The following is a 22,018-nucleotide window of genomic DNA, read 5'->3' as shown; positions in this document are numbered from 1 at the left end:
TCTAAGGAGCCCGATGGACCAGTCCGTACGACGGTACGGTGCCCGCTTCACCCGCCGTACCGCCGTGGTGACCGGAGCCGCCTCCGGCATCGGCGCCGCCACCGCCGAACGCCTCGCCCGGGAGGAGGCCGCCGTCGTCCTCGTCGACATCGCGGACGAACGCGGCCAGGCCGTGGTGGACGGGATCACCAAGGACGGCGGCCGGGCCCGGTACGTGCACGCCGACGTCGCCGCCGAGGACGACTGGGCCCGGATCGTCACCGCGGCCCACGCCTACGGCCCGGTCGACGTGCTCGTCAGCAACGCCTACACCGTCGACGTCGCAGCGGCGCACGAGCTGCCGGCCGAGTCCTGGCAGCGGCAGCTCGCCGTCAACCTCACCGCGAGCTTCCTCGGCTTCAAGGCGGTCCTGCCCGACCTGCGGGCCGGCCGGGGGGCCGTGGTGCTCACCTCGTCGGTGCACGCCCACGCCGGCATCCCCGGACACCCCGCCTACGCGGCGGCCAAGGGCGCCCTGCTCTCCCTGTGCGGGCAGCTCGCCGTCGAGTACGGGCCCGAGGTACGCGTCAACGCGGTGCTGCCCGGGCCGATCCTGACCGGCGCCTGGGACGGGGTGACACCCGCGGAGCGGGAGCGCAGCGTCGCGCAGACCGCCGCCCGCCGGTTCGGCACGCCCGAGGAGGTGGCCGCGGCGATCGCTTTCCTCTGCGCCGACGAGGCCTCCTACATCACCGGGTCCAGGCTGGTCGTGGACGGCGGCTGGAGTGTCGTGAAGGACTCCGTGTGAGCGCCGCCGAACCACGTCGTGAACAGAAAGGCTGTACGACATGACGCCCTACGCCCGCCGCGGTGTGCACGGCCAGACCGTGGAGGCCCTGGCGCGCCGCATCCTGGGCGGTGAGATCCCGGAAGGGGCCACCCTCGACCTGGTGGCGCTGCAGAGCGAACTCGGCGTCAGCCTCACCGCCCTGCGCGAGTCCCTCAAGGTGCTCGCCGCCAAGGGCATGGTCGACGCCCGCCAGAAACGCGGCACCTTCGTGCGCGCCCGAGCGGACTGGAACCTGCTCGACGCCGACGTGCTGCGCTGGCAGTTCGAGGGCGCCGGTACCGCCGACGCCGACCGGTCGCTGCTGCACAACCTCGCCGAGGTCCGGGCGATCATCGAACCCGCCGCGGTCCGGCTCGCCGCCCAGCGCCGCACCGAAGCCGACCTCGTGGCCCTGGAGGACGCCCTGGACGCCATGGGACGGCACGACGCCGCCGACCCGGGCCACGCCGTCGACGCCGACCTCGCCTTCCACCGCGCCCTGCTCGTCGCCACCCACAACGAACTGCTCGAACGCATGGAGATGGTGATCGAGTCAGGGCTCGCCCACCGCGACCGCATCGTGCACAGCTCCCCGCACAGCGAGCCCCCCGTACCCGCCCACCGCGCCGTCCTGGACGCCGTCCGCGACGGCGACCCGGAGGCGGCCGAGCGCGCCATGCGTGCCCTGCTCGACCAGGCGGGCCGCGACCTGGCCCGGCTGGGCGGCACCGACGACGACCCGAAAGGCAGCGGCGGCCAGTGAAGATCGACCGAATAGAGACCTTCCTCGTCCCGCCACGCTGGCTGTTCTGCCGCGTCGAGACCGACGAAGGCGTGGTGGGATGGGGCGAACCCGTGGTCGAGGGCCGCGCCGAGGTGGTGCGCGCGGCGATCGAGGTCCTCGCCGAGTACCTGGTGGGGCAGGACCCGCTGCGCGTCCAGGATCACTGGCAGGTACTCACCAAGGGCGGCTTCTACCGGGGCGGTCCCGTCCTGTCCAGCGCCGTCGCGGGCCTCGACCAGGCCCTGTGGGACATCGCCGGCAAGACGTACGGCGCGCCCGTGCACGCCCTGCTCGGCGGTCCGGTACGTGACCGGGTCCGGGTCTACGCCTGGGTCGGCGGTGACGAACCGGCCCAGCTCACCGAACAGATCGCGGCCCAGGTGGAGGCCGGCTTCACGGCCGTGAAGATGAACGCGGCCGGGTCCACCTCGCCGATCACCACGGCCGCGGAGACCGCGGCGGTGGTCGCCCGGGTGGCGGCCGCCCGGGACGCCCTCGGTCCCGACCGCGATGTCGCCGTCGACTTCCACGGCCGCTTCACCGCCGCCAGCGCCCGCCGCGTCCTGACCGAACTCGCGCCCCTGCACCCGCTGTTCGTGGAGGAACCCGTCGTCCCCGAGCAGGGCCACCTGCTGCCCGGCCTGGTCACCGCGAGCCCGGTACCGCTGGCCACCGGTGAACGCCTGTACTCCCGGGCCGAGTTCCTGCCCGTCCTCGCCGCCGGCATCGCGGTCGCCCAGCCAGACCTGTCCCACGCGGGCGGCATCTCCGAGGTGCACCGCATCGCCTCGCTCGCGGAGACCTACGGCGCACAACTCGCCCCGCACTGCCCGCTCGGGCCCATCGCACTGGCGGCAAGCCTCCAAGTCGCCTTCGCCACACCGAACTTCCTGATCCAGGAGCAGAGCCGGGGCATCCACTACAACAAGGACGCCGACCTCCTCTCCTACCTGGTCGACCCCGAACCCTTCCGGTTCGTCGACGGGCACGCGCGGCGCGGTGACGCCCCCGGCCTCGGTATCACCGTCGACGAGGCGGCCGTACGCGCGGCCGGCCGGACGGGCCACAACTGGCGCAACCCGGTGTGGCGGCACCCCGACGGCTCCTTCGCGGAGTGGTGATGGACGTCGTCACCGACCTCGCCCACGGCGGCCGCTGGACCTCGCTGCGCCACGGCGGGCGCGAATGGCTGTGGCGGCGCGAGATCGCCGCACGCGACGGTGTGGCACCGGGCGACGCGTTCGTGGACGCGGGGGGAGTGGAGGAGTGCGTCCCCACCGTGCGCGGCACCCCCGATCACGGAGACGCCTGGTCCCGGGCCTGGACCCGGGAGGGGGACGGCGAGCGCGTCCACGGCGAACACTTCACCCTGACGCGCACGCTGAGCGGTACGGCCGACGGTGTGCGGGCCGACTACGTCCTGGCGGCCGAGCCCGGCTTCCGCTTCCTCTGGGCCGCGCACGCGCTGCTGGACCTCTCCGAGGCGGCCGTGCTGAAGGCCCGGGACGGGGCGCCGACCCGGCTGTTCCCGGAGGCGGCGCCCCTGGTGGACCGTCCCTGGCCGGCCGGCGCCCGCTGGCAGGAGGGCGTCTGGCCCGCGCCGCTGGGGCTGCGCCTGGACCGGTTCGGGCCGGACGACGGGACGGCGGCCGGAGCCGTGGTGGCGGACGGCCGGTGCTGTGTGCACGACGACCGGGACCGGCTCTCCTTCGCCGTCGAGGCCGAGGGACAGCCGCTCTCCGTCGCCCTGTGGCGCAACCTCGGCGGCTTCCCGGCCGCCCGGCCCTACCGCAGTACGGGCGTCGAGCCCATGCTCGGCCGGGTCTTCGACCTCGCCGACGCCGGCCCGGACGACGCGGCCCGCGTCGGCGCCTCGGGCGAGGTCCGCTGGCGGCTCACCGTGAGCGCCGCCTGCCGCTGCCCCTGAGCAGACACCCGACGCCCCTGGAGAAACCCGCACCGTGGACGGTGACCGACGCCGCTGAGAGCCCGAACCTCAGGAGGCGACCGGTGCCCCCTGAGCCCCGAGCCGTAGAGGCGCCCGACGCCCTGCTCGGAAACCCGAACCGTAGAAGGAGTCCTGGCTGTGGATCTGCGAGCCGCCCTCACCTCCCGCCGACTGCTGGCCATCGTGCGCGGCACCGACCCGGACGCCGCCCTGCGCACCGTGCTGACCCTGGCCGAGGAGGGCATCGAACTGATCGAGGTGTCCCTCAGTGGCACGGACGCGCTCACCGTCCTCGCCCGGGCCCGCGAGGAGCTGGGCCCCGACCGGCCGCTGGGTGCCGGCACCGTGCTCACCGCCGCCGACGCGCGGGCCGCCCACCACGCGGGCGCCACCTTCGCGGTCACCCCCGGCCTCGGCGCCGGCGTCGACACCGCGCTGGGCCTCGGCATGCCGGTCCTGGCGGGCGTGCTGACCCCCACCGACGTCATCGCCGCGCAGGCCCGGGGCGCGGCCGCGCTGAAGCTCTTTCCCGCCGCCGAGGCCGGGGGAGCGGCCTATCTGAAGGCGTTGCGCGGCCCCTTCCCCGACGCCGTGCTGGTCCCGGTGGGCGGCGTCGACGTGCCCGCGGCGCGGGCCTATCTGGCCGCCGGGGCGACCGCCGTCGGCGTCGGCTCACCCCTGGTCGGGGACGCGGCCGACGGCGGCGGAATCGCCGAACTCCGCGACCGCGCCCGGGCGTTCCTCGCCGTCGTGGCGGAGGACGGACAGGCATGACGGCTCCCTGGCGGCCGGCGCCTGGACGGGTGGTCTGCGTCGGCGAGACCATGGCGGCCCTGGCCCCCGACCCACCCCGAACGCTGGCCGAGGCCGAGCAACTGCGGCTGTCCACCGCGGGCGCGGAGTCCAACGTGGCCATGTACCTCGCGGACCACGGCATCCCGGCCTGCTGGCTCTCGGCCGTGGGCGACGATCCGCTGGGGCACCGGGTGCGCGCCGCGGTCGCCGCCACCGGGGTCGACGTCAGCCATGTACGGACCGACCCGCACCGGCCCACGGGCCTCCTGGTCAAGAACCCCGGCCCCACCGGAACCCGCGTCCACTACTACCGCACGGGCTCGGCGGCCTCGGCCCTGGGCCCGGACCTGCTGGACGGCGAACCGCTGCGCTCCGCCGCCCTCCTGCACCTCACCGGCATCACCCCCGCCCTCTCGCCGTCCTGCCGCGACCTGGTGACCCGCGCCCTCGCCGCACCCGGCACCGAACGCCCGTACGCCGTCAGCTTCGACGTCAACCACCGCGCCGCCCTGTGGCCCCACGGCACGGCACCGGAGACCCTGCGGGCCCTCGCCGACCGGGCCGACCTCGTGTTCGTGGGCCTGGACGAGGCGCAGCGGCTGTGGGGCGACGAGCTAACCGTCACCGGCGTGCGGGACCTGTTGCCCGGTCCGCGGATCCTCGTCGTCAAGGACGGCGCCCGGGCCGCTACGGCCGTCACCGCGGACGGCTTGTGCACGGTGCCCGCGCTGCGCACGGCGGTGGTGGAACCCGTGGGCGCGGGTGACGCGTTCGCGGCGGGCTTCCTGGCCGGGCTGCTGCGCGGCGAGACGACGCCCCGTGCCCTGCGGCTCGGCCACATCACCGCGGTCTCCGCGCTCAAGGTGACGGGGGATCACGGTCCGTTGCCCGACGCGGCGGAGACCGAGCGGCTCCTCGGCCTCGCGGACGCGGACTGGCAGCGAGGGGACGACGCGACTCCAGAACGGTGACCGCGCCTGCGGGCACGGACCTCGTCCCGGCAGCGGTCACACTTCGGTCCCGGGCAGCCGTACGCTGCGTATGACCTTGTCCCCGCCCGCGCCGGCCAGGAACCGGCCGTCCGGATAGAAGGCCAGGGCGTTCACCGACCGGTTGTGCCGGTCGGTGACCCATGCCTGTCCCGTGTCGGCCCGCCACACGCACACAGTGCCGTCTTCGCTGCCCGTGGCCGACAGGGTGCCGTCAGGGCTGAACGCCACCGCCCGCAGCCCCCCGGAGTGGAGCCGGCCGGTCGGATCGTAGACGTGGGGGAGCCCTGTTGCGGATGGGACCCTCGGCTCTGCCGAAGGTAGTTAATCAAGGCGGTGGAATAATTGATCGCAGTGCCGACCGCCGCGCCCGGCAGCGCGGCGCCGATGGGAGCGTGCGATCACCTTGACCACCGACATCCGGCGGGCGCTCGTCGTCCGCGGCGGCTGGGACGGGCATCAGCCCGTGACGATCAGCGACGGATTCGTCCCGTTCCTCAAGGAACACGGATTCACCGTCGAGACCTCCGAGGACCTGGCGGTGTACGAGGACGCGGAGCGCCTGGCCGCCACCGACCTGGTCGTGCAGTGCTGGACCATGGGGACCATCACCCGGGAACAGAGCGACAACCTCGCCGCCGCGGTGCGCGCGGGCACCGGCCTGGCCGGCTGGCACGGCGGCATCGTCGACAGCTTCCACGACCACGGCTACCACCTGCTGACCGGCGGCAAGTTCGTCATGCACCCGCCGGGCTTCCACGACCACACCGTGCACCCGCTGCCCGAGCGCGCCGACCATCCGGTCATCGCGGGGCTCGACGACTTCGCCGTGCACACCGAGCAGTACTGGCTGCTCACCGACCCGCACATCGACGTCCTCGCCACCACCACCTTCCCGCCCGACGAACTCCGCGACCGGCCCGCGGTGATGCCCGCCGTGTGGACCAGGACCTGGGGCGCGGGGCGGGTGTTCGTCTCGACCATCGGGCACAAGCCCGACGACTTCGACGTGCCCGAGGTCCGCACGCTGACCGAGAGGGGACTGCTGTGGGCGAGCCGCTGAAGCCCTTGAGAGTCGGGATCGTCGGCGCCGGGAAGATCAGCGGCGCCTATCTCTCGACGCTGGACCGGTTGACGTCCGTACGGCTGACCGCCGTCACCGACCTCGACCGGGACCGTGCGCGGAGCGTGGCCGAGCAGACCGGCGCGGAGCCGGCGCCGGACGTCGCCGCGCTCGTGGCCCGCGACGACGTGGACGCCGTACTCAACCTGACGATTCCGGCCGCGCACGCGGAGGTCGCCCTCGCGGCGCTCGGCGCCGGCAAGCACGTGTACGGCGAGAAGCCGCTCGCGGCGAACCGTAAGGAGGCCGACGCCGTGCTCGCGGCGGCCCGGGAGGCCGGACTGCGGGTCGGCTGCGCGCCCGACACCGTCCTCGGCACCGGAACGCAGACCGCCCGCAAGGCCGTCGACGACGGTCTGATCGGCCGGCCGGTGGCGGCCACCGCCTTCATGACCGGCGCCGGACACGAGAAGTGGCATCCGGACCCGGAGTTCTACTACCGGCCCGCCGGCGGCCCCCTGCTCGACATGGGCCCCTACTACCTCTCCGCCCTGGTCCATCTGCTGGGCCCGGTGGTGAAGGTGACGGGGGCCTCCTCGCGGCCGCGCGCCGAGCGGACGATCGGCAGCGGTCCGCGGGCGGGGACCGTGTTCCCGGTGGAGGTGGACACGCACATCACCGGCGTCCTGGAGCACGTGGGCGGCGCGCTGTCCACCCTGATCATGAGCTTCGACGTCCGTGCCGCCCGGCTGCCCCGCATCGAGGTGCACGGCACCGAGGCCTCGCTGTCGGTGCCCGACCCGAACGGCTTCGACGGCGCCGTGGAACTGCACCGCGGCGACGGCTGGGAGACCCTGCCGGTGTCCGCCGGCTACCGGGGCGCGGGCCGCGGCGTCGGCCTGGCCGATCTCGCCGAGGCCCTGGCCGAGGGGCGCCCGCACCGCGCGTCGGCCGACCTCGCCGGCCATGTCCTGGACGTCATGCTCACCCTCGTGGAGGCGGCCGACCAGGGCCGCGCACTCCCGGTGACCAGCACCTGCGAGCGCCCCACCCCGGTGACCGGCCCCGCCCACTGAACGACCAACAGGAGACCCCCTTCCTGCACGACGACCGGAACGTGGTCGAAGCACGCCTGGAAAGTGCCCTGAGGGAGCTGCGGGGCTGAACCCCGCAGCGGCGTCGTCCGTGTGTTCGCACAGTAGCCGCCGTCCGGAAAACACGTGGACTCCGTGGCCGCCGTCGCGGCACACTTCCCTTTCCTGACCTGCCGATTCGAGGCCGCCGCAGACCACGCGCCGGCCGGCTCGGCATGCCGTACGACGACTACACAGGGTTGAGATGACATCCTCGGTCGATTTACCTGCGAGCGGACCGCAAAAAGGTGCCGTCATGCTCGCGCTTCGTTACTACGGACGGGAACTGGCGCGGCTCAAGCGGTTCACCCTGCCCGGAATGCTGCTGCCGGCGCTCGGCAACATCGGAATCAACTACGGGGCCCCGCTGGTCGTGGCCAAGCTGGTCGGCCGGATCGCCGACGGGCACGGCCTGGGCTTCGGTGCCGCGCTGCCGTACGTCCTCGGCTTCGGCGGTGTCCTGCTGCTGGCGGAGGCGTTCTGGCGGATCGGTCTGCACTGCCTGAACCGCCTGGACGCGCTCGGCATCGAGCAGTTGTACGTCATCGGCATGGACGAACTGTTCGCCAAGGACTCCGCGTTCTTCCACGACAACTTCGCCGGGTCGCTCACCAAGCGGGTGCTGAGCTTCGCCACCCGCTTCGAGGAATTCGCCGACACGCTCACCTTCAACATCGTGGGCAGTTTCGTGCCCCTGTTGTTCGGGTCGGTGGTGCTCTGGCGCTATGAACCGTTCCTGGTCATCGGGCTGTTGACGATGATCGCGGTCACCGCGGTGTGCGTGGTGCCGCTGATCCGACGGCGGCAGCGGCTGGTCGCCCAGCGGGAGGAGGCCATCGCGCGGGTGTCCGGCCACGTCGCCGACAGTCTGATGAACATGGACACGGTCCGGGCGTTCGCCGCCGAGGAACGGGAGGCCGCCGAACACCGGTCCCGGGTGGCCGAGTCGAGGCGGCGCACGCTGCGCTCCTGGGACTACGGCAACCTCCGCATCGACACGTTCGTCGCGCCGATGTCCGTCGCGACCAACGCGCTGGGCCTGCTGCTCGCAGTCGGCCTGGCCGGCGGCGGGCAGAGTGTGGAGGCGGTCGTGGTCGCCTTCACCTACTACACCAACGCGACCCGGATCATGTTCGAGTTCAACCAGATCTACCGGCGTATGGAGAGCTCCATGACGGAGGCGGCCCAGTTCACCGAACTGCTTCTGGAGCCGCCGAGCGTGCTGGACCCGGTGACCCCGGAGCCGCTCGCGCCGCGGGCCGCCGACGTCCGGTTCGACAAGGTCTCCTTCACCCACGCGGGTGCCAAACCGCTGTTCGAAGGACTTGAGCTGGACGTGCCCAGCGGCTCGAAGTTCGGGTTCGTCGGCCGGTCGGGAGGCGGCAAGACCACACTCACCCGGCTGCTGCTGCGGATGACCGACATCGACGCCGGACGGATCACCATCGGCGGCCAGGACATCAGCCGGCTGCGCCAGACCGACCTGCGCAGTCAGATCGCCTACGTACCGCAGGACCCGGCGATGTTCCACCGCACCCTGCGGGAGAACATCGCCTTCGCCCGGCCCGACGCCAGCGACGCCGAGATCCGGCTCGCCGCCCAGGCGGCCCACGTCACGGAGTTCGCCGACGCGCTGCCGGACGGCTTCGACACGATGGTCGGCGAGCGGGGCGTCAAGCTCTCCGGCGGCCAGCGCCAGCGGGTCGCCCTCGCCCGGGCGATCCTGCGGGACGCCCCGATCCTGCTCCTGGACGAGGCGACCAGCGCGCTGGACTCCGAGAGCGAGATGCTCGTCCAGGAGGCGCTGTGGCGGCTCATGGAGGGACGTACGGCGCTCGTGGTGGCGCACCGGCTGAGCACGGTCGCCTCCATGGACCGGCTCGTGGTCCTGGACCGCGGCCGGATCGTCGAGCAGGGCACGCACCACGAACTGCTCGCCGCCGAGGGCGCCTACGCCAAGCTGTGGCAGCACCAGTCGGGCGGCTTCCTCGACGAGGACCCGGCACGGGCCGAAGTGCACTAGTACGGCGACCGGAAAGGTTCACCGGCTCGGCAAACCTTTCCGGTCCCAGCACTAGCGGGACGCCGGCCGGTCCCGGGCGGCGGGTGGTAGACAGGTGATCATGACCGACCTGAACGCCCCCGCCCGCCCGGCAGGCCTGCGATGACCGCCGGGGCGGACGCCCCCGACCGCCGGGGCCGCACCGGACTCGACCGCACCGGCCTGGACCTGACCGGCAACCCGCGCGTGCGGGTCCGGGAGGTGAAACTGCTGTCCAGCCACTGGTACGTCGAGCGGGCCACCACCTTCGACTACCGGCACGCCGACGGCACCTGGCACACCGAGGAACGCGAGACCCACGACCGCGGCAACGGCGCCACGCTCCTCCTCTACGACGCCGAGCGCGAAACCGTTCTGCTCACCCGCCAGTTCCGCTTCCCGGTGTACGTCAACGGCCACCCCGACGGCATGCTGATCGAGACCCCGGCGGGCCTCCTGGACGCCGCCGACGAGCACCCGGAACACGCGGTCCGCCGGGAGGTCGTCGAGGAGACCGGGCACACGGTCGGCGCCGTCCAGCACGTCTTCGACGTCTACATGAGCCCCGGCTCGGTCACCGAACGGATCTCCTTCTATGCGGCCGCCTACGGCCCGGCCACCCGCACCCACGAGGGCGGCGGCCTGGACGAGGAGGGCGAGGACATCGAGATCCTCGAACTCCCCTTCCGGCGCGCCCTGGAGATGATCCGGACGGGCGAGATCGCCGACGCCAAGACCATCATGCTGCTGCAATGGGCGGCACTGGAGGGCCCGTTCGCATCCCGCTGAGGCCCCCCGCGCCCCCGAAGGGGCGCGGGGAACTGCGCGACCAGCCACGACGAACCCATGGTCGCCGAACGACCCTTCCGGCCTCCTGCGCTACGCGCCCCGCCGCTCCCGCACGACGGCGATCTCGCCCGGAGCCACGACAACCGATCCGTCGACCGCCTTGCCGGACAGCAGTTCCACAGCTCCGGCCGACACGGCGACCTCGGCCCCCTTACCGGCGTGGTCGATCACGAACACGTAGTCCGCGTCCGTGCCGCGCCGCACGACGACCTCCACGCCCGCCGGCGCGGTACGGCCCGCGGCCACACCCGCCTCCGTGCGGATCCGGGCGAGCAGCCCCGCCAGGGTCTCCGCGTCCGGCAGGGTCGCCAGGTACCAGGCACTGCCCGTGCCGTACGCGTGCCGCGTCACCGCCGGGACACCGGCCAGCGGGCCGACGGCGTAGGACGTGACCACCTCGGCGCCCTCCGGCCGCACCCGCTCCGACCACAGCGAGCCCGTGCCGCCCTCGCTCAGCGCCACCCGCTCACCCGGCAGCAGCGGGAACAGCTCGTCCGTGCGGACGCCCAGCACCTCCCGGAACGCACCCGGGTAACCGCCCAGCCGCACATGGCTGTTCTCGTCCACCATGCCGCTGTGGAAGCCGACGGCGAGGGTGCCGCCGGCCTCGGCGAAGGACGTCAGGTTGGCCGCGCCCGCGTCGTCCACCAGGTACAGGTTCGGGGCCAGGACCACCTTGTACGCGGACAGGTCCGCGTCCGGCCGGACGAAGTCCACCGCCACGCCCGCCCGCCACAGCGGCTCGTACCAGGAGCGGACCAGGTCCAGGTAGCGCAGCTCACCACTCGGCTGGGAGGGGAACTCCACGGCCCAGCGGGCGTTCCAGTCCCAGACGACGGCCACCTCGGCTGTGCCGGTGCTGCCCCGCACCTCGGCCAACGCCCCCAGATCCGTGCCCAGTCGGACCACGTCCCGCCAGATCTGGCTGTCGGTCCCGGCGTGCGGCAGCATCGCCGAGTGCCACTGCTCGGCACCGGCCTTCGCCGCCCGCCACTGGAAGTAGCAGATGCCGTCCGCGCCGTGCGCCACATGGGCGAGCGCGTTGCGGCGCAGCTCACCGGGGTTCTTGGCCCGGTTGACGGGCTGCCAGTTGACCGCACCCGTCGAGTGCTCCATCAGCAGCCACGGCCCGCCCGCCAGCGACCGCATCAGATCGCCGCTGAGCGCGATGTCGATCTCCGACTCGGGGTCGGCGGACATCAGATAGTGGTCGTTGGCCACCACGTCCAGCTCCGGTGCCCAGCGCCAGTAGTCGAGGGCGTCGAAGTTGTGCATCACCATGAAGTTGGTGGTGGCCGGGATCGCGGGCGCGGCCTCCCGGAGCACGTCACGCTCCGCGGTGTACAGCGACAGCAGCTCGTCCGAGCAGAACCGCCGCCAGTCCAGCTGGTGCGTCGGGTTGGGGACGGCGCCGGTCGCGCGGGGCGGCAGGATCTCGTCCCAGTCGTAGTACCACTGGCTCCAGAAGGTCGTGCCCCAGGCGTGGTTGAGGGCGGCCAGGTCGTCGGCGTACTTCGCCCGCAGCCAGCGGCGGAAGGAGGCCGCGCTGGTGTCGCAGTAGCAGGCCGCGTTGTGGCAGCCGTACTCGTTGTGGACGTGCCACATCCGCACGGCCGGGTGGCCCGCGTACCGGTCGGCGATCGCGCCGGCGATCCTGAGCGCGGCCTCGCGGTAGGCGGGGCTGCTCGGGCAGAACGTCTGGCGGCTGCCGTACGACAGGGTGCGGCCGTCGTGGTCCACCGGGAGTGCCTCCGGGTGGGCGCGGAAGAACCAGGCCGGCGGGGCGGCCGTCGGCGTGGCGAGGTCGGCGGCGATGCCGTTCTCGTGGAGGAGGTCGAGGATCTTGTCCATCCGCGAGAAGTCGTAGACGCCCTCGGACGGCTCCATCAGCGCCCACGAGAAGATGCCGACGCTCACCATGTTGACGCCCGCCTCGCGCATCAGACGGACGTCCTCGGCCCACACCTCCTCGGGCCACTGCTCGGGGTTGTAGTCGCCGCCGTAGGCGATGCCCGGGACGGAGAGGGTGCGGTCGTTCATCGGGTGACTCCGGTTGCTCCGGTGAGAAGGCGGCGGGTCGTGTCCACGCCCCACGGGTCGAGGGAGAGCAGCCGGTCGCTGGAGGCGACCAGGCCGCCGACCGCCTCGACATGGGCCGCCCAGCGGGCGCGGGTCTCCACGGCGGGGCGGGCCATCAGGCAGTCGGGGTCGTTGACCCAGAGCCGGCCGTGCTGCCACTGGCGGCCGACACCGGTGAACTCGGCCGGATCCTGGCCCGGTTGGCTGTAGTCACCGGCCTGCGGGCGGCGGTGCGGGGCCGTGTCCGGGCTGACCCGCATCGCGTCGAACAGGCCGATGGAGGGCAGGACCGGCGCACCGCAGCCGAGGAGGTAGGCGTCGGCGCCGATGGCCTCCCGGATCAGGGCGATCCCGAGCCGGTACGCGGTGAGCGGGTCGGCGCCCGAGTGCCGTACACCGTCCAGCGCGCCCGCGTAGAGGAAGTCGACCTTGAAGTAGTCGTAGCCCTCGGCACGCAGCGTGGCGAAGACGTCGGTGAGGTACGCCGCGGCGGCCGGGTGGGTGGTGTCCAGGACGTACAGGTCGTGGCCCCAGTTGCGGCCCGCGTGCAGCGGGTTGCCGTCGGGGTCGCGGACCAGCCAGTCCGGGTACGTCTCGGCGAGCGCGCTCGCCGGGTCGACCAGGAAGGGCGCCGTCCAGATGCCCGCCCGGCGGCCGCGGGCGCGGATGGCGTCCGCGATGCCCCGCCGCGAGCGGAAGCGTCCGGAGAGGTTCAGCCAGTCGCCCAGGGCGCTCTGGTAGCCGTCGTCGATCTGCACCACGTCGATCGGCAGGTCGAGGGTGTCCATCGCGCGCAGGTTCTCGTGGATGTCGTCCTCGGTGACGGCCGTGAAGTACTCGTACCAGGAGCACCAGACGGTGGGCGCCGGGCGGGGCGCCGGCAGCGCCAGGGAGTCGGCCCAGTCGGCCAGCACGGACTGGATGCCCGCGCCGGTCCACTCCTTGACCGGGCCGTCGGCCTCGACCTCCGCGACACCGCCGGCGACGGTCAGCCGGACCGACGGCACCTCGTGCAGCGGGTCCGTCGCCGCCCAGAGGCGGACCGGGGAGCCGTCACCCGGGTCGAGCGCCAGCAGGCCCTCGCCCTGGAAGGCCCCGGCGGGCACCCCGTGGCCGGGGCGGTAGCACACGGTCGCCCAGTTGTCGTTCGTCGGGCGGTGCGGGGCGGTGCCGAGGGCGTAGGAGCCGCTCGGCGACCAGGACTGCCAGCCCTCCTCGTGGACACGGGCGGTACGCGTGTCCACGGGCAGGGAGGCGACCGGGGTGAACGGGTTGTGCACGGGGTTCTCTTTCAAAGGGGGGCGGATCAGCCCTTGGCGGAGCCCAGGGTCAGACCGCTGACGAACTGCTTCTGCAGCGCGAAGTACACGACCAGCGTCGGGATCGCGGTGAGCAGCGAACCGGCGGCGACCAGGTTGGGGTCGGTGAAGAACTGCCCGGACAGGTTGTTCAGCGCCGAGGTGATCGGCATGTTGTCACCGGTCGAGATCAGCACCAGCGCCCAGAAGAAGTCGTTGTAGATCCAGATCGACAACAGGGTCGCCAGGGCCGCCATCGCCGGCTTGCACAGCGGCAGCGTGATCTGCCAGTACAGCCGCCACACCGACGCCCCGTCCACCAGCGCGGCCTCGGTCAGCTCGTGCGGCAGCGACCGCATGTAGTTGCTGAGCACGAAGGCACAGAACCCGGACTGGAACGCCACGTGGATCAGCACCAGGCCGAGCGCCGAGTCGTACAGCTTGCCGCTCGCGGTGATGCCCGGCAGGTTCGTCAGCAGGTACATCCGGTACAGCGGGGTGATGATGACCTGCTGCGGCAGCAGGTTGCCCGCCGTGAACACCAGCAGCAGCGCCAGGTTGAGCCGGAAGTCGAAGCGGCTGACGTAGAACGCGACCATCGACGACAGGAACAGGGTGAGCAGCACGGCCGGAACCGCGATGATCACCGTGTTCATGAAGTAGTGCGTCATGTCCGACTGCGTGAACGCGTTCTTGAAGTTGTCGAAGTTCAGCGTGTGCGGCCAGGACACGTAACCGCGGTTGCTGGTCTCGCTGTACGGGCGCAGCGCCGAGAAGATCGCCCACAGCAGCGGGGCGAGCCATGCCAGGGCCGTACCGGCCAGGAACACGTGCAGCAGCACGCGCGCCGGGCGGATCGGGGTGCGCTGCTTGGCCAGCGCGCTCACGGTGCTCATGCGCGCCGCTCCTTCCGGAAGGTCGCGATCAGATACGGGATGATCACGATCAGCGAGATGAACAGCAGCACCACCGCGATCGCCGAGCCGTAACCGATCCGGCTGGACTCGCCGATGATGTTGTTGGTCACCAGGATGGAGAGCAACTCGGTTCCCTGGGCGCCCTTGTTGAAGACGAAGACCAGGTCGAAGGCGCGTAGCGCCTCGATGATCGTCACGACCAGGACGACCGTGTTGGTCGGCCGCAGGGTCGGGAAGATGACGTTCTTGAACGTCTGCCACTCGTTGGCGCCGTCGAGCGCCGAGGCCTCGCGCAGCGACGGGTCGACGCTCTTCAGGCCGGCCAGGTACAGGATCATCATGTAGCCGGCGTGCCGCCAGGACGCGGCGATCAGGACCGCCCACAGGTTGAGCTTCGGGTCACCGATCCAGTCGATGTAGTGGCCCGGCTTGTTGGCGCCGATGATGCTGTTGATCAGGCCCGTGTCCGGGTTGTAGATCAGCTGCCAGACGAACCCGATGCACGCCATGGAGATGACGACCGGCAGGAAGAACGCCGTCTGGTAGACCCGGCTGAACCGGATCTTCTTGTCCAGCTGCACCGCCAGGAACAGGCCGAACGGGGTCGGGATCAGGATCAGTACGACGAACCAGATGACGTTGTGCTGGACGGCGGGCCAGAACTGCGGGTTGTCGGAGAAAAGCTGCTGGAAGTTGTCGAGTCCGACCCACTTGATGGAGTCGAAGCCGATGCCGTCCCAGGTGGTGAAGGCCAGCAGGATCGAGGCGAGTGCCGTGACCCAGACGAGGAGGACATGGAGAACCGTCGGCACGCCGGCCATGAAGGCCAGCGTGATCCGGTCGCGGCGGGTCAGCAGGCGCTTGTGCCCCTGCTGGACCCGCTTCTTCTCGGACGCGCGCCCAGGAGGCGGCACGGCGGCCGCCTCCTGGGACTTCGTGGTGGTGTCAGTCGTCATTCAGCTGGCTCACTCGGACGCGAAGATGGTCTTCTTCTGGCGCTCGATGGACGAGAGCAGGCTGTCGATCCCCTTGGGGTTCTGCAGGAACTTCTGCAGGGAGGGCTGCATCACCGTGGAGGTGAAGTCCGGCCGGGAGTCGCGGTCCATGAACTGGGTGAGGCTCTTGGCGGCGCCGATCATCTCGTACGCCTTCTTCTGCAGTGCCGAGTACGACGACGTGCTGGCCTTGTTGGAGGCCGCCACCACGCTCGGGTCGCCCTTGAGGTAGAGCTCCTCGGCGGCCGGGGAGCCGAGGTACTCCAGCAGCTTCACGACACCGTCGTGGTTCTTCGGGGACTTGCTGACCATGAAGCCGTCGGTGGGCGCCTCCACGGTGTCCTGGCCGTACGCGGAGTTGATCTCCGGGAAGGCGAAGAAGTCGAGGTCGTCCAGGTCGGCCTTGTTGGTGAACTGCTGGGCCACGAAGGAGCCGAGGAGGTACATGCCGGCCTTCTTCGACACCAGGGTCTGGGCGGCGTCCTGCCAGGTACGGCCCATGAAGCCGTCCTGGTGGTAGGGGAGCAGCTCGGCCCAGTGGTCGAAGACGGCCTTGACCTTGGCGTCGGTCCACTCCGCCTTGCCCGCCATCAACTCGACGTGGAAGTCGTAGCCGTTGAGACGGAAGTTGATCTGGTCGAAGGTGCCCATCGCCGGCCAGGCGTCCTTGTCGCCGAAGGCGATCGGGACGAGGCCGTCCTTCTTCATCTGCTTGCACAGGGCCACCAGTTCGTCCCAGGTGGTGGGGACCGAGTAGCCGTGCTGCTGGAAGACGCTCTTGCGGTAGAAGATCGCCCACGGGTACGTGTTCAGCGGCACGAAGTAGTACTTGCCGTCCGCGCCCTTGCTGAGCTTCTTCATCGCGTCGGGGAAGTTGGCCCCGATCTTCTCCCACACGTCGTCGACCGGGGAGGCCAGGCCCTTCTGCGCGAAGAACTGCATGCGGTAGCCCGCGAACCAGTTGAACACGTCGTCCGGCGTGCCCTGCAGATACGAGTTGATCTGCTCCTGGAAGGTGTTGTGGTCCTTGGTGTTCACCTTGACGGTGATGCCGGACTGCTTGGTGAAGGCCGTGTACAGGGCTCCGTAGGCCTTCTTCGGCACGGCGTCGGACTGGTTGGAGCCGAGGCTGACCGTCTTCGGGTCCGAGGAGGATCCACTGCCGCCGCAGGCGGACAGCAGGGGTATGCCGGCACCCGCGAGGAGGGCGGCCGAACCGGCGCCACGCAGAACGTTACGGCGGCTCGGACCCGGCACGTGAAGACCGGACGGGGAGATGCGCATGGCGGCTCCTGAGGAACAGGGTTCGGCAAGGGGAAGAGTCGATCTCCGAAAGGTCCCGAAACCGATCAGAAACCAACTCGGCCGAACATCGTGGGCGCAATAACAGCCGCTTGTCCGCTCATGCGTCAATAGCCTGCGGCTCTCTCGCCCGTCTCTTGCCCGAAACGTAATCGTCATGGTCGCCTCGCGGTTTGTTGAACAAAGCGGTACGACAGAGCCCCCACGGGACAAACTCCGTGGGGGCTCGTGTGCGGGCCTGTTCGTTTCCCGCGGCCGGACCAGCACCGGAGGTGCTACGGCCGGACGAGCAGCTGGAAGTCGAAGGCGTACCGGGACGCCCGGTAGACGTGGCTGCCGTACTCCACCGGCCGTCCGGTGTCGTCGTAGGCCGTGCGCCGCATGGTGAGCAGGGCGGCGCCCTCCTTCTCGTCGAGGCGGGCGGCCTCCTCGGCGGTGGCGCTGCGGGCGCCCACGGTCTGCCGGGCGCTGTGCAGGGTGATGCCCGCCGCGCGCATCATCCGGTACAGGCCGGTCGATTCCAAGCGTTCCCTGTCGAGTTCGAGAAGGTCGGCGGGCAGGTAGTTGCAGAGGAACGCCACCGGCTGGCCGTGCGTGCAGCGCAGCCGCTCCAGCACGACCACCTCCGCGCCCTCCGCGATGCCGAGCGCGGCGGCCACCTCGCCGGTCGCCGGGATCCGCTCGTTGCGCAGCACCCGGGTGGTCGGGCCCTGCCCGGCCGACTCCAGGTCGTCGTAGAGGCTGCTCAGCTCCAGCGGCCGCTTGACCTGGCTGTGCACCACCTGGGTGCCCACGCCCCGGCGGCGCACCAACAGCCCCTTGTCGACGAGGGACTGGATGGCCTGGCGGACCGTGGGCCGGGACAGGCCGAGCCGCACCGACAGGTCGATCTCGTTGCCCAGGAGGTTCCCCGGGGCGAGTACGCCGTGCTCTATGCCCTCCTCCAGCTGCTGGGCGAGCTGGTAGTAGAGCGGCACCGGGCTGCCGCGGTCCAGGGCGAAGTCCATGGAGTCGAGTGCCGAGACGGTCGCGGCACGGGCGGAATCAGCGGTTCGGGCCACCGGGACACCTCCTTCCGGAACGGGGTGGGGGATTCACAGGTGCCGGCGGCGGGCGGCGACCTGCCGGTCGTAGTCCTCGCGGGCCCGTACGGCGGCCTCGCGGGCGGCGGTCTCGGCGACCGGTACGTCCCACCATGCCTCGGCCGGGGGAGCGGTGGGCGCCGGGTCCGTCTCGATGTACACGCAGGTCGGCCGGTCGCTCGCCCGGGCCGCCGCCAGGGCCTCGCGCAGCTCGCGCACGGTCTTGGCGCGCAGCACCTCCATGCCGAGGCTGGCCGCGTTGGCGGCGAGGTCGACCGGCAGCGGGGCGCCGCCGAAGGTGCGGTCGGCCAGGCGGTAGCGGTAGGCGGTGCCGAACCGCTCGCCGCCCACCGACTCGGAGAGGCCGCCGATGGAGGCGTAGCCGTGGTTCTGGATCAGCACCAGGTTGACGGGCAGGCCCTCCTGGACGGCGGTGACGATCTCGGTCGGATTCATCAGATAGGTGCCGTCGCCGACCAGCGACCAGACCACGGTGTCCGGGGCCGCCTGCTGGACGCCGATGCCGGCCGGGATCTCATAGCCCATGCACGAGTAGCCGTACTCCAGGTGGTACTGGCGCGGCGAGCGGGCCCGCCAGAGCTTGTGGAGGTCGCCCGGGAGCGAGCCGGCCGCGTTGATGACAACGTCGTCATCGCCCACCACCGCGTCCAGGGCGCCGAGCACCTGCGTCTGGGTCGGTACGGCGTCCTCGTCGTCCGCGCGGTAGGCGGCCTCGACGACGGCCTCCCAACGCTCCTTGCCGGCCCGGTACCCGGCCTCGTAGTCCGCGGCCACCCGATGCCCGGCGAGGGCCTCCGTGAGGGCGCTCAGCCCCGCCAGCGCGTCGCAGACGAGGGTGCGGGCGGCCAGCTTGTGGGCGTCGAAGCCGGTGATGTTCAGGTTGACGAAGCGGACATCCGGGTTCCGGAAGAGCGTGCCGGAGGCCGTGGTGAAGTCCGTGTACCGGGTACCGACACCGATCACCAGGTCGGCGGTGCGGGCCAGGTCGTCGGCGACGGCGGTGCCGGTGTGGCCGATACCGCCCAGGTCGGCGGGGTGATCGTGGCGCAGCGAGCCCTTGCCCGCCTGGGTCGAGGCCACGGGGATGCCGGTGGCCTCCACAAGGGCCCTCAGGGCGTCCTCGGCGCGGCTGTGGTGGACTCCGCCGCCCGCCACGATCAGCGGCCGCTGAGCGGCCCGTACGGCGCTCACGGCGTCCGCCAGCTCCACCGGGTCGGGAGCGGGCCGGCGGACCCGCCAGACGCGCTCGGCGAAGAACTCCTCGGGCCAGTCGTACGCCTCTGCCTGGACGTCCTGGGGGAGGGCGAGGGTGACCGCGCCGGTCTCGGCCGGGTCGGCGAGCACCCGCATGGCGTTCAGGGCGGACGGGATCAGCGCCTCGGGGCGGGTGATCCGGTCGAAGTAGCGGGAGACCGGGCGCAGCGTGTCGTTGACGGAGACGTCGAACTCGACCGGGTGCTCCAGCTGTTGCAGCAGCGGGTCGGGGGCGTGGCTGGCGAAGTAGTCGCCGGGGAGCAGCAGCACCGGCAGCCGGTTGACGGTGGCGAGGGCGGCGCCGGTCACCAGGTTGGTGGCGCCCGGCCCGATGGACGTGGTGACCGCCTGCGCGGAGAGCCGGTCCAGCTGGCGGGCGTGGCCGACGGCGGCGTGCACCATCGCCTGCTCGTTGCGGCCCTGGTGGTACGGCATGACGTCGCCGTACTCGAGGAGCGCCTGGCCGATACCCGCCACATTGCCGTGGCCGAAGATGCCCCAGGTGCCGGCGATCAGCCGGTGCCGGACGCCGTCGCGCTCGGTGTACTGGGCGGACAGGAACCGCACCAGTGCCTGGGCGACGGTCAGGCGGGTGGTCGGCTGGCTCATGGGGACCTCATTCGGGCGGTGTGGTGTGCAGGGGTACGCCGGGCGGGAGCGGGTAGGGATCGCGAGGCTCCCCGAGTGGGGCGGGATGCCTCTCAGGTGTAGATCGGGGCAGGTCGAGCTGTCAATGGTTTGTACTTACATTCGGACCTGAGTGTGAAATGATGTCTTAACAAAGTATTGACAGCGGGCCGCGCAGGGACTTGTATCCCGTCCCAACGCACAGCACCGACCCGGACCGGCGCTTTCCGGACCGGGTCCAGGATCCTCGCGGATCCCTTTTCTTTCCCGTCGCACAGTGAGGTGCAGGCAAGATGGACCGCTCATCCCGTAACCGTCCGCGGAGACTGGCCCCCTTCGTGGCCGTGGCCGTGGCGGCCACCCTGACCCTCGCCGGCTGCTCCAGCAGCTCCGGAGGAAAGAAGTCGGAGGAGGGCGGCGCGGCCGCCTCCGCCGGCAAGGCGAGCACCCCCCGCATGACGGTCGCGCTGGTCACCCACCAGGCGCCCGGCGACACCTTCTGGGACATCGTCCGCAAGGGTGCCCAGGCGGCCGCCGCCAAGGACAACGTCAAGCTCATCTACTCCGCCGACCCGAACGCCGGTAACCAGGCCAACCTGGTGCAGAACGCGATCGACCAGAAGGTCGACGGGATCGCCGTCACCCTCGCCAAGCCGGACGCCCTCAAGACCGTCATCGGCAAGGCGACCTCGGCGAACATCCCCGTCGTCGGGCTCAACTCCGGTGTGAGCGACTGGAAGAAGCTCGGCCTGATGGAGTTCTTCGGCCAGGACGAGACGGTGGCGGGCGAGGCGCTCGGCAACCGGCTGAACACGGAAGGCGCCAAGAAGGTCGTCTGTGTCATCCAGGAGCAGGGCAACATCGGCCTCACCCAGCGGTGCGACGGCGTGAAGAAGACGTTCTCCGGGACGACGGAGACCCTGTACGTCGACGGCACGTCCCCGACCTCGGTCAAGTCCACGATCACCGCCAAGCTCAAGACGGACGGCGCCATCGACCACGTGGTCACGCTCGGCGCCCCCATCGCGCTGATCGCCGTGCAGTCGGTGTCGGACGCGGGCAGCAAGGCGCAGATCGCGACCTTCGACCTCAACAAGGACCTGACCGGCGCCATCAGCAAGGGGACCATCGAGTTCGCCGTGGACCAGCAGCCCTACCTGCAGGGTTACCTGGCGGTCGACTCGCTGTGGCTCTACAAGAACAACGGCAACTACATGGGCGGCGGTGAGCAGCCGGTGCTGACCGGGCCGGCTTTCGTCGACAAGTCCAACGTCGACAAGGTCGCCGCCTTCGCCGCGAAGGGCACCCGGTGATCGTATGAGCCAGCAGGCACAGCCGGCGGTGTCCACACCGCCGGCCCCCGGCCCCAAGGAGAGGGACGGCCGCACCGCACAGCGCCCGCTGGCGCTCCGGGTGCTGGCCCGTCCGGACGTCGGCGTCTTCCTCGGCGCCGTCGCGGTGTACGTGTTCTTCCTGATCGCGGCTCCGCCGGTGCGCGAAGCCAGCTCGATGGCGAACATCCTGTACCAGTCGTCCACGATCGGGATCATGGCGCTGCCGGTGGCGCTGCTGATGATCGGCGGCGAGTTCGACCTCTCGGCCGGTGTCGCGGTGGTCAGTTCGGCGCTCACCGCGAGCATGCTCAGCTACCAGCTGACGCTCAACGTGTGGGTGGGCGTGATCGTCGCCCTGATCGTGTCGCTCGCCATCGGTGCCTTCAACGGGTGGATGGTGGTCAGGACCGGGCTGCCCAGCTTCCTGGTCACCCTGGGCACCTTCCTGATCCTCCAGGGCGTCAACCTCGCGGTCACCAAGCTGGTCACCGGCAACGTCGCCACCGACGACATCAGCAACATGGACGGCTTCGACCAGGTCAAGAGCGTCTTCGCGTCCTCCTTCCACATCGGCGGCGTCGAAGTGAAGATCACCATCGTGTGGTGGCTGGTGTTCGCGGCCATCGCCACCTGGGTGCTGCTGCGCACCAAGTACGGCAACTGGATCTTCGCGGTCGGCGGCAACAAGGAGTCCGCCCG

20 protein-coding genes are annotated in these 22,018 nt (G+C 71.2%); 12 read left to right on the top strand and 8 right to left on the bottom strand.

Going from position 1 to position 22,018, the window contains the following annotated elements; translation table 11 throughout:
• Positions 1 to 13: 13 nt before the first annotated feature.
• The 6 genes from AB0N16_RS39635 (at position 14) to AB0N16_RS39610 (ending at position 5,306) form a co-directional block, all read left to right on the top strand.
• The gene (locus AB0N16_RS39635; protein ID WP_365805575.1) at positions 14 to 787 is read left to right on the top strand and encodes an SDR family oxidoreductase; all 774 of its coding nucleotides are present in this window, start codon (positions 14 to 16) and stop codon (positions 785 to 787) included.
• A 40-nt stretch (positions 788 to 827) separates the two neighbouring features.
• The gene (locus AB0N16_RS39630) at positions 828 to 1,571 is read left to right on the top strand and encodes a FadR/GntR family transcriptional regulator (protein WP_365805573.1); all 744 of its coding nucleotides are present in this window, start codon (positions 828 to 830) and stop codon (positions 1,569 to 1,571) included.
• On the top strand, positions 1,568 to 2,713 hold the full coding sequence (gene dgoD / locus AB0N16_RS39625) for a galactonate dehydratase (RefSeq protein WP_365805571.1): 1,146 nt from the start codon (positions 1,568 to 1,570) through the stop codon (positions 2,711 to 2,713). Before AB0N16_RS39630 ends, dgoD begins: the two co-directional genes overlap by 4 nt.
• Positions 2,713 to 3,519 carry a hypothetical protein gene (locus tag AB0N16_RS39620; RefSeq protein WP_365805569.1) on the top strand — a complete coding sequence of 269 codons (807 nt, stop codon included), beginning with the start codon at positions 2,713 to 2,715 and terminating at the stop codon, positions 3,517 to 3,519. The genes dgoD and AB0N16_RS39620 overlap by 1 nt, the downstream gene beginning before the upstream one ends.
• Positions 3,520 to 3,678: 159 nt before the next feature.
• On the top strand, positions 3,679 to 4,314 hold the full coding sequence (locus tag AB0N16_RS39615; RefSeq protein ID WP_365805567.1) for a bifunctional 4-hydroxy-2-oxoglutarate aldolase/2-dehydro-3-deoxy-phosphogluconate aldolase: 636 nt from the start codon (positions 3,679 to 3,681) through the stop codon (positions 4,312 to 4,314).
• Positions 4,311 to 5,306 carry a sugar kinase gene (locus AB0N16_RS39610; protein ID WP_365805565.1) on the top strand — a complete coding sequence of 332 codons (996 nt, stop codon included), beginning with the start codon at positions 4,311 to 4,313 and terminating at the stop codon, positions 5,304 to 5,306. Before AB0N16_RS39615 ends, AB0N16_RS39610 begins: the two co-directional genes overlap by 4 nt.
• Positions 5,307 to 5,342: 36 nt before the next feature.
• Here the strand turns inward: AB0N16_RS39610 and AB0N16_RS39605 are convergent, their stop codons facing one another.
• On the bottom strand, positions 5,343 to 5,564 hold the full coding sequence (locus AB0N16_RS39605; RefSeq protein ID WP_365805637.1) for a hypothetical protein: 222 nt from the start codon (positions 5,562 to 5,564) through the stop codon (positions 5,343 to 5,345).
• Between the two features lie 166 nt (positions 5,565 to 5,730).
• Here AB0N16_RS39605 and AB0N16_RS39600 point away from each other — a divergent pair, with 166 nt between their 5' ends.
• The 4 genes from AB0N16_RS39600 to AB0N16_RS39585 all read left to right on the top strand — a co-directional run bounded on the left by AB0N16_RS39600 (position 5,731) and on the right by AB0N16_RS39585 (position 10,350).
• Positions 5,731 to 6,387 (top strand): ThuA domain-containing protein, encoded by a 657-nt coding sequence (locus AB0N16_RS39600; RefSeq protein WP_365805563.1) that lies wholly within the window; start codon positions 5,731 to 5,733, stop codon positions 6,385 to 6,387.
• On the top strand, positions 6,372 to 7,463 hold the full coding sequence (locus tag AB0N16_RS39595) for a Gfo/Idh/MocA family oxidoreductase (protein WP_365805561.1): 1,092 nt from the start codon (positions 6,372 to 6,374) through the stop codon (positions 7,461 to 7,463). The genes AB0N16_RS39600 and AB0N16_RS39595 overlap by 16 nt, the downstream gene beginning before the upstream one ends.
• A 313-nt stretch (positions 7,464 to 7,776) precedes the next feature.
• Positions 7,777 to 9,543, top strand: a complete 1,767-nt coding sequence (locus tag AB0N16_RS39590) for an ABC transporter ATP-binding protein (RefSeq protein WP_365805559.1) — start codon at positions 7,777 to 7,779, stop codon at positions 9,541 to 9,543.
• 141 nt (positions 9,544 to 9,684) lie between these two features.
• The gene (locus AB0N16_RS39585; protein ID WP_365805557.1) at positions 9,685 to 10,350 is read left to right on the top strand and encodes an NUDIX domain-containing protein; all 666 of its coding nucleotides are present in this window, start codon (positions 9,685 to 9,687) and stop codon (positions 10,348 to 10,350) included.
• A 90-nt stretch (positions 10,351 to 10,440) separates the two neighbouring features.
• On the opposite strand, the gene AB0N16_RS39580 is transcribed toward AB0N16_RS39585, so the two are convergent.
• The 7 genes from AB0N16_RS39580 to iolD all read right to left on the bottom strand — a co-directional run bounded on the left by AB0N16_RS39580 (position 10,441) and on the right by iolD (position 19,967).
• Positions 10,441 to 12,450, bottom strand: coding sequence for a beta-galactosidase (locus tag AB0N16_RS39580; protein WP_365805555.1), 2,010 nt, complete (start codon positions 12,448 to 12,450; stop codon positions 10,441 to 10,443).
• Entirely contained in the window at positions 12,447 to 13,769 is a 1,323-nt protein-coding gene (locus tag AB0N16_RS39575) for a glycoside hydrolase family 36 protein (RefSeq protein WP_365805553.1), read from the bottom strand. The genes AB0N16_RS39580 and AB0N16_RS39575 overlap by 4 nt, the downstream gene beginning before the upstream one ends.
• A gap of 26 nt (positions 13,770 to 13,795) precedes the next feature.
• Positions 13,796 to 14,683: a carbohydrate ABC transporter permease gene (locus AB0N16_RS39570; RefSeq protein WP_365805551.1), complete on the bottom strand. Its 888-nt coding sequence runs from the start codon at positions 14,681 to 14,683 to the stop codon at positions 13,796 to 13,798.
• Positions 14,680 to 15,660 carry a sugar ABC transporter permease gene (locus AB0N16_RS39565; protein WP_365805549.1) on the bottom strand — a complete coding sequence of 327 codons (981 nt, stop codon included), beginning with the start codon at positions 15,658 to 15,660 and terminating at the stop codon, positions 14,680 to 14,682. Before AB0N16_RS39565 ends, AB0N16_RS39570 begins: the two co-directional genes overlap by 4 nt.
• A 9-nt stretch (positions 15,661 to 15,669) precedes the next feature.
• Complete coding sequence (locus AB0N16_RS39560) at positions 15,670 to 16,983, bottom strand: extracellular solute-binding protein (RefSeq protein ID WP_365805547.1); 1,314 nt, start codon at positions 16,981 to 16,983, stop codon at positions 15,670 to 15,672.
• Between the two features lie 293 nt (positions 16,984 to 17,276).
• Positions 17,277 to 18,062, bottom strand: a complete 786-nt coding sequence (locus AB0N16_RS39555; protein ID WP_365805545.1) for a GntR family transcriptional regulator — start codon at positions 18,060 to 18,062, stop codon at positions 17,277 to 17,279.
• A gap of 33 nt (positions 18,063 to 18,095) precedes the next feature.
• Positions 18,096 to 19,967: a 3D-(3,5/4)-trihydroxycyclohexane-1,2-dione acylhydrolase (decyclizing) gene (gene iolD / locus AB0N16_RS39550; RefSeq protein WP_365805543.1), complete on the bottom strand. Its 1,872-nt coding sequence runs from the start codon at positions 19,965 to 19,967 to the stop codon at positions 18,096 to 18,098.
• A 311-nt stretch (positions 19,968 to 20,278) separates the two neighbouring features.
• Here iolD and AB0N16_RS39545 point away from each other — a divergent pair, with 311 nt between their 5' ends.
• Together AB0N16_RS39545 and AB0N16_RS39540 are read left to right on the top strand one after the other, a co-directional pair.
• Entirely contained in the window at positions 20,279 to 21,298 is a 1,020-nt protein-coding gene (locus AB0N16_RS39545; RefSeq protein ID WP_365805541.1) for a sugar ABC transporter substrate-binding protein, read from the top strand.
• Between the two features lie 4 nt (positions 21,299 to 21,302).
• Positions 21,303 to 22,018 (top strand): ABC transporter permease (locus AB0N16_RS39540; protein ID WP_365805539.1); only part of this gene is annotated, 716 nt, incomplete at its 3' end.

This window comes from Streptomyces sp. NPDC051105 (genome assembly GCF_040682795.1).
GTDB lineage: Bacteria > Actinomycetota > Actinomycetes > Streptomycetales > Streptomycetaceae > Streptomyces.
Note: the sequence above shows the minus strand (reverse complement) of the source record. Positions and strands in the feature narration are given on the sequence as shown.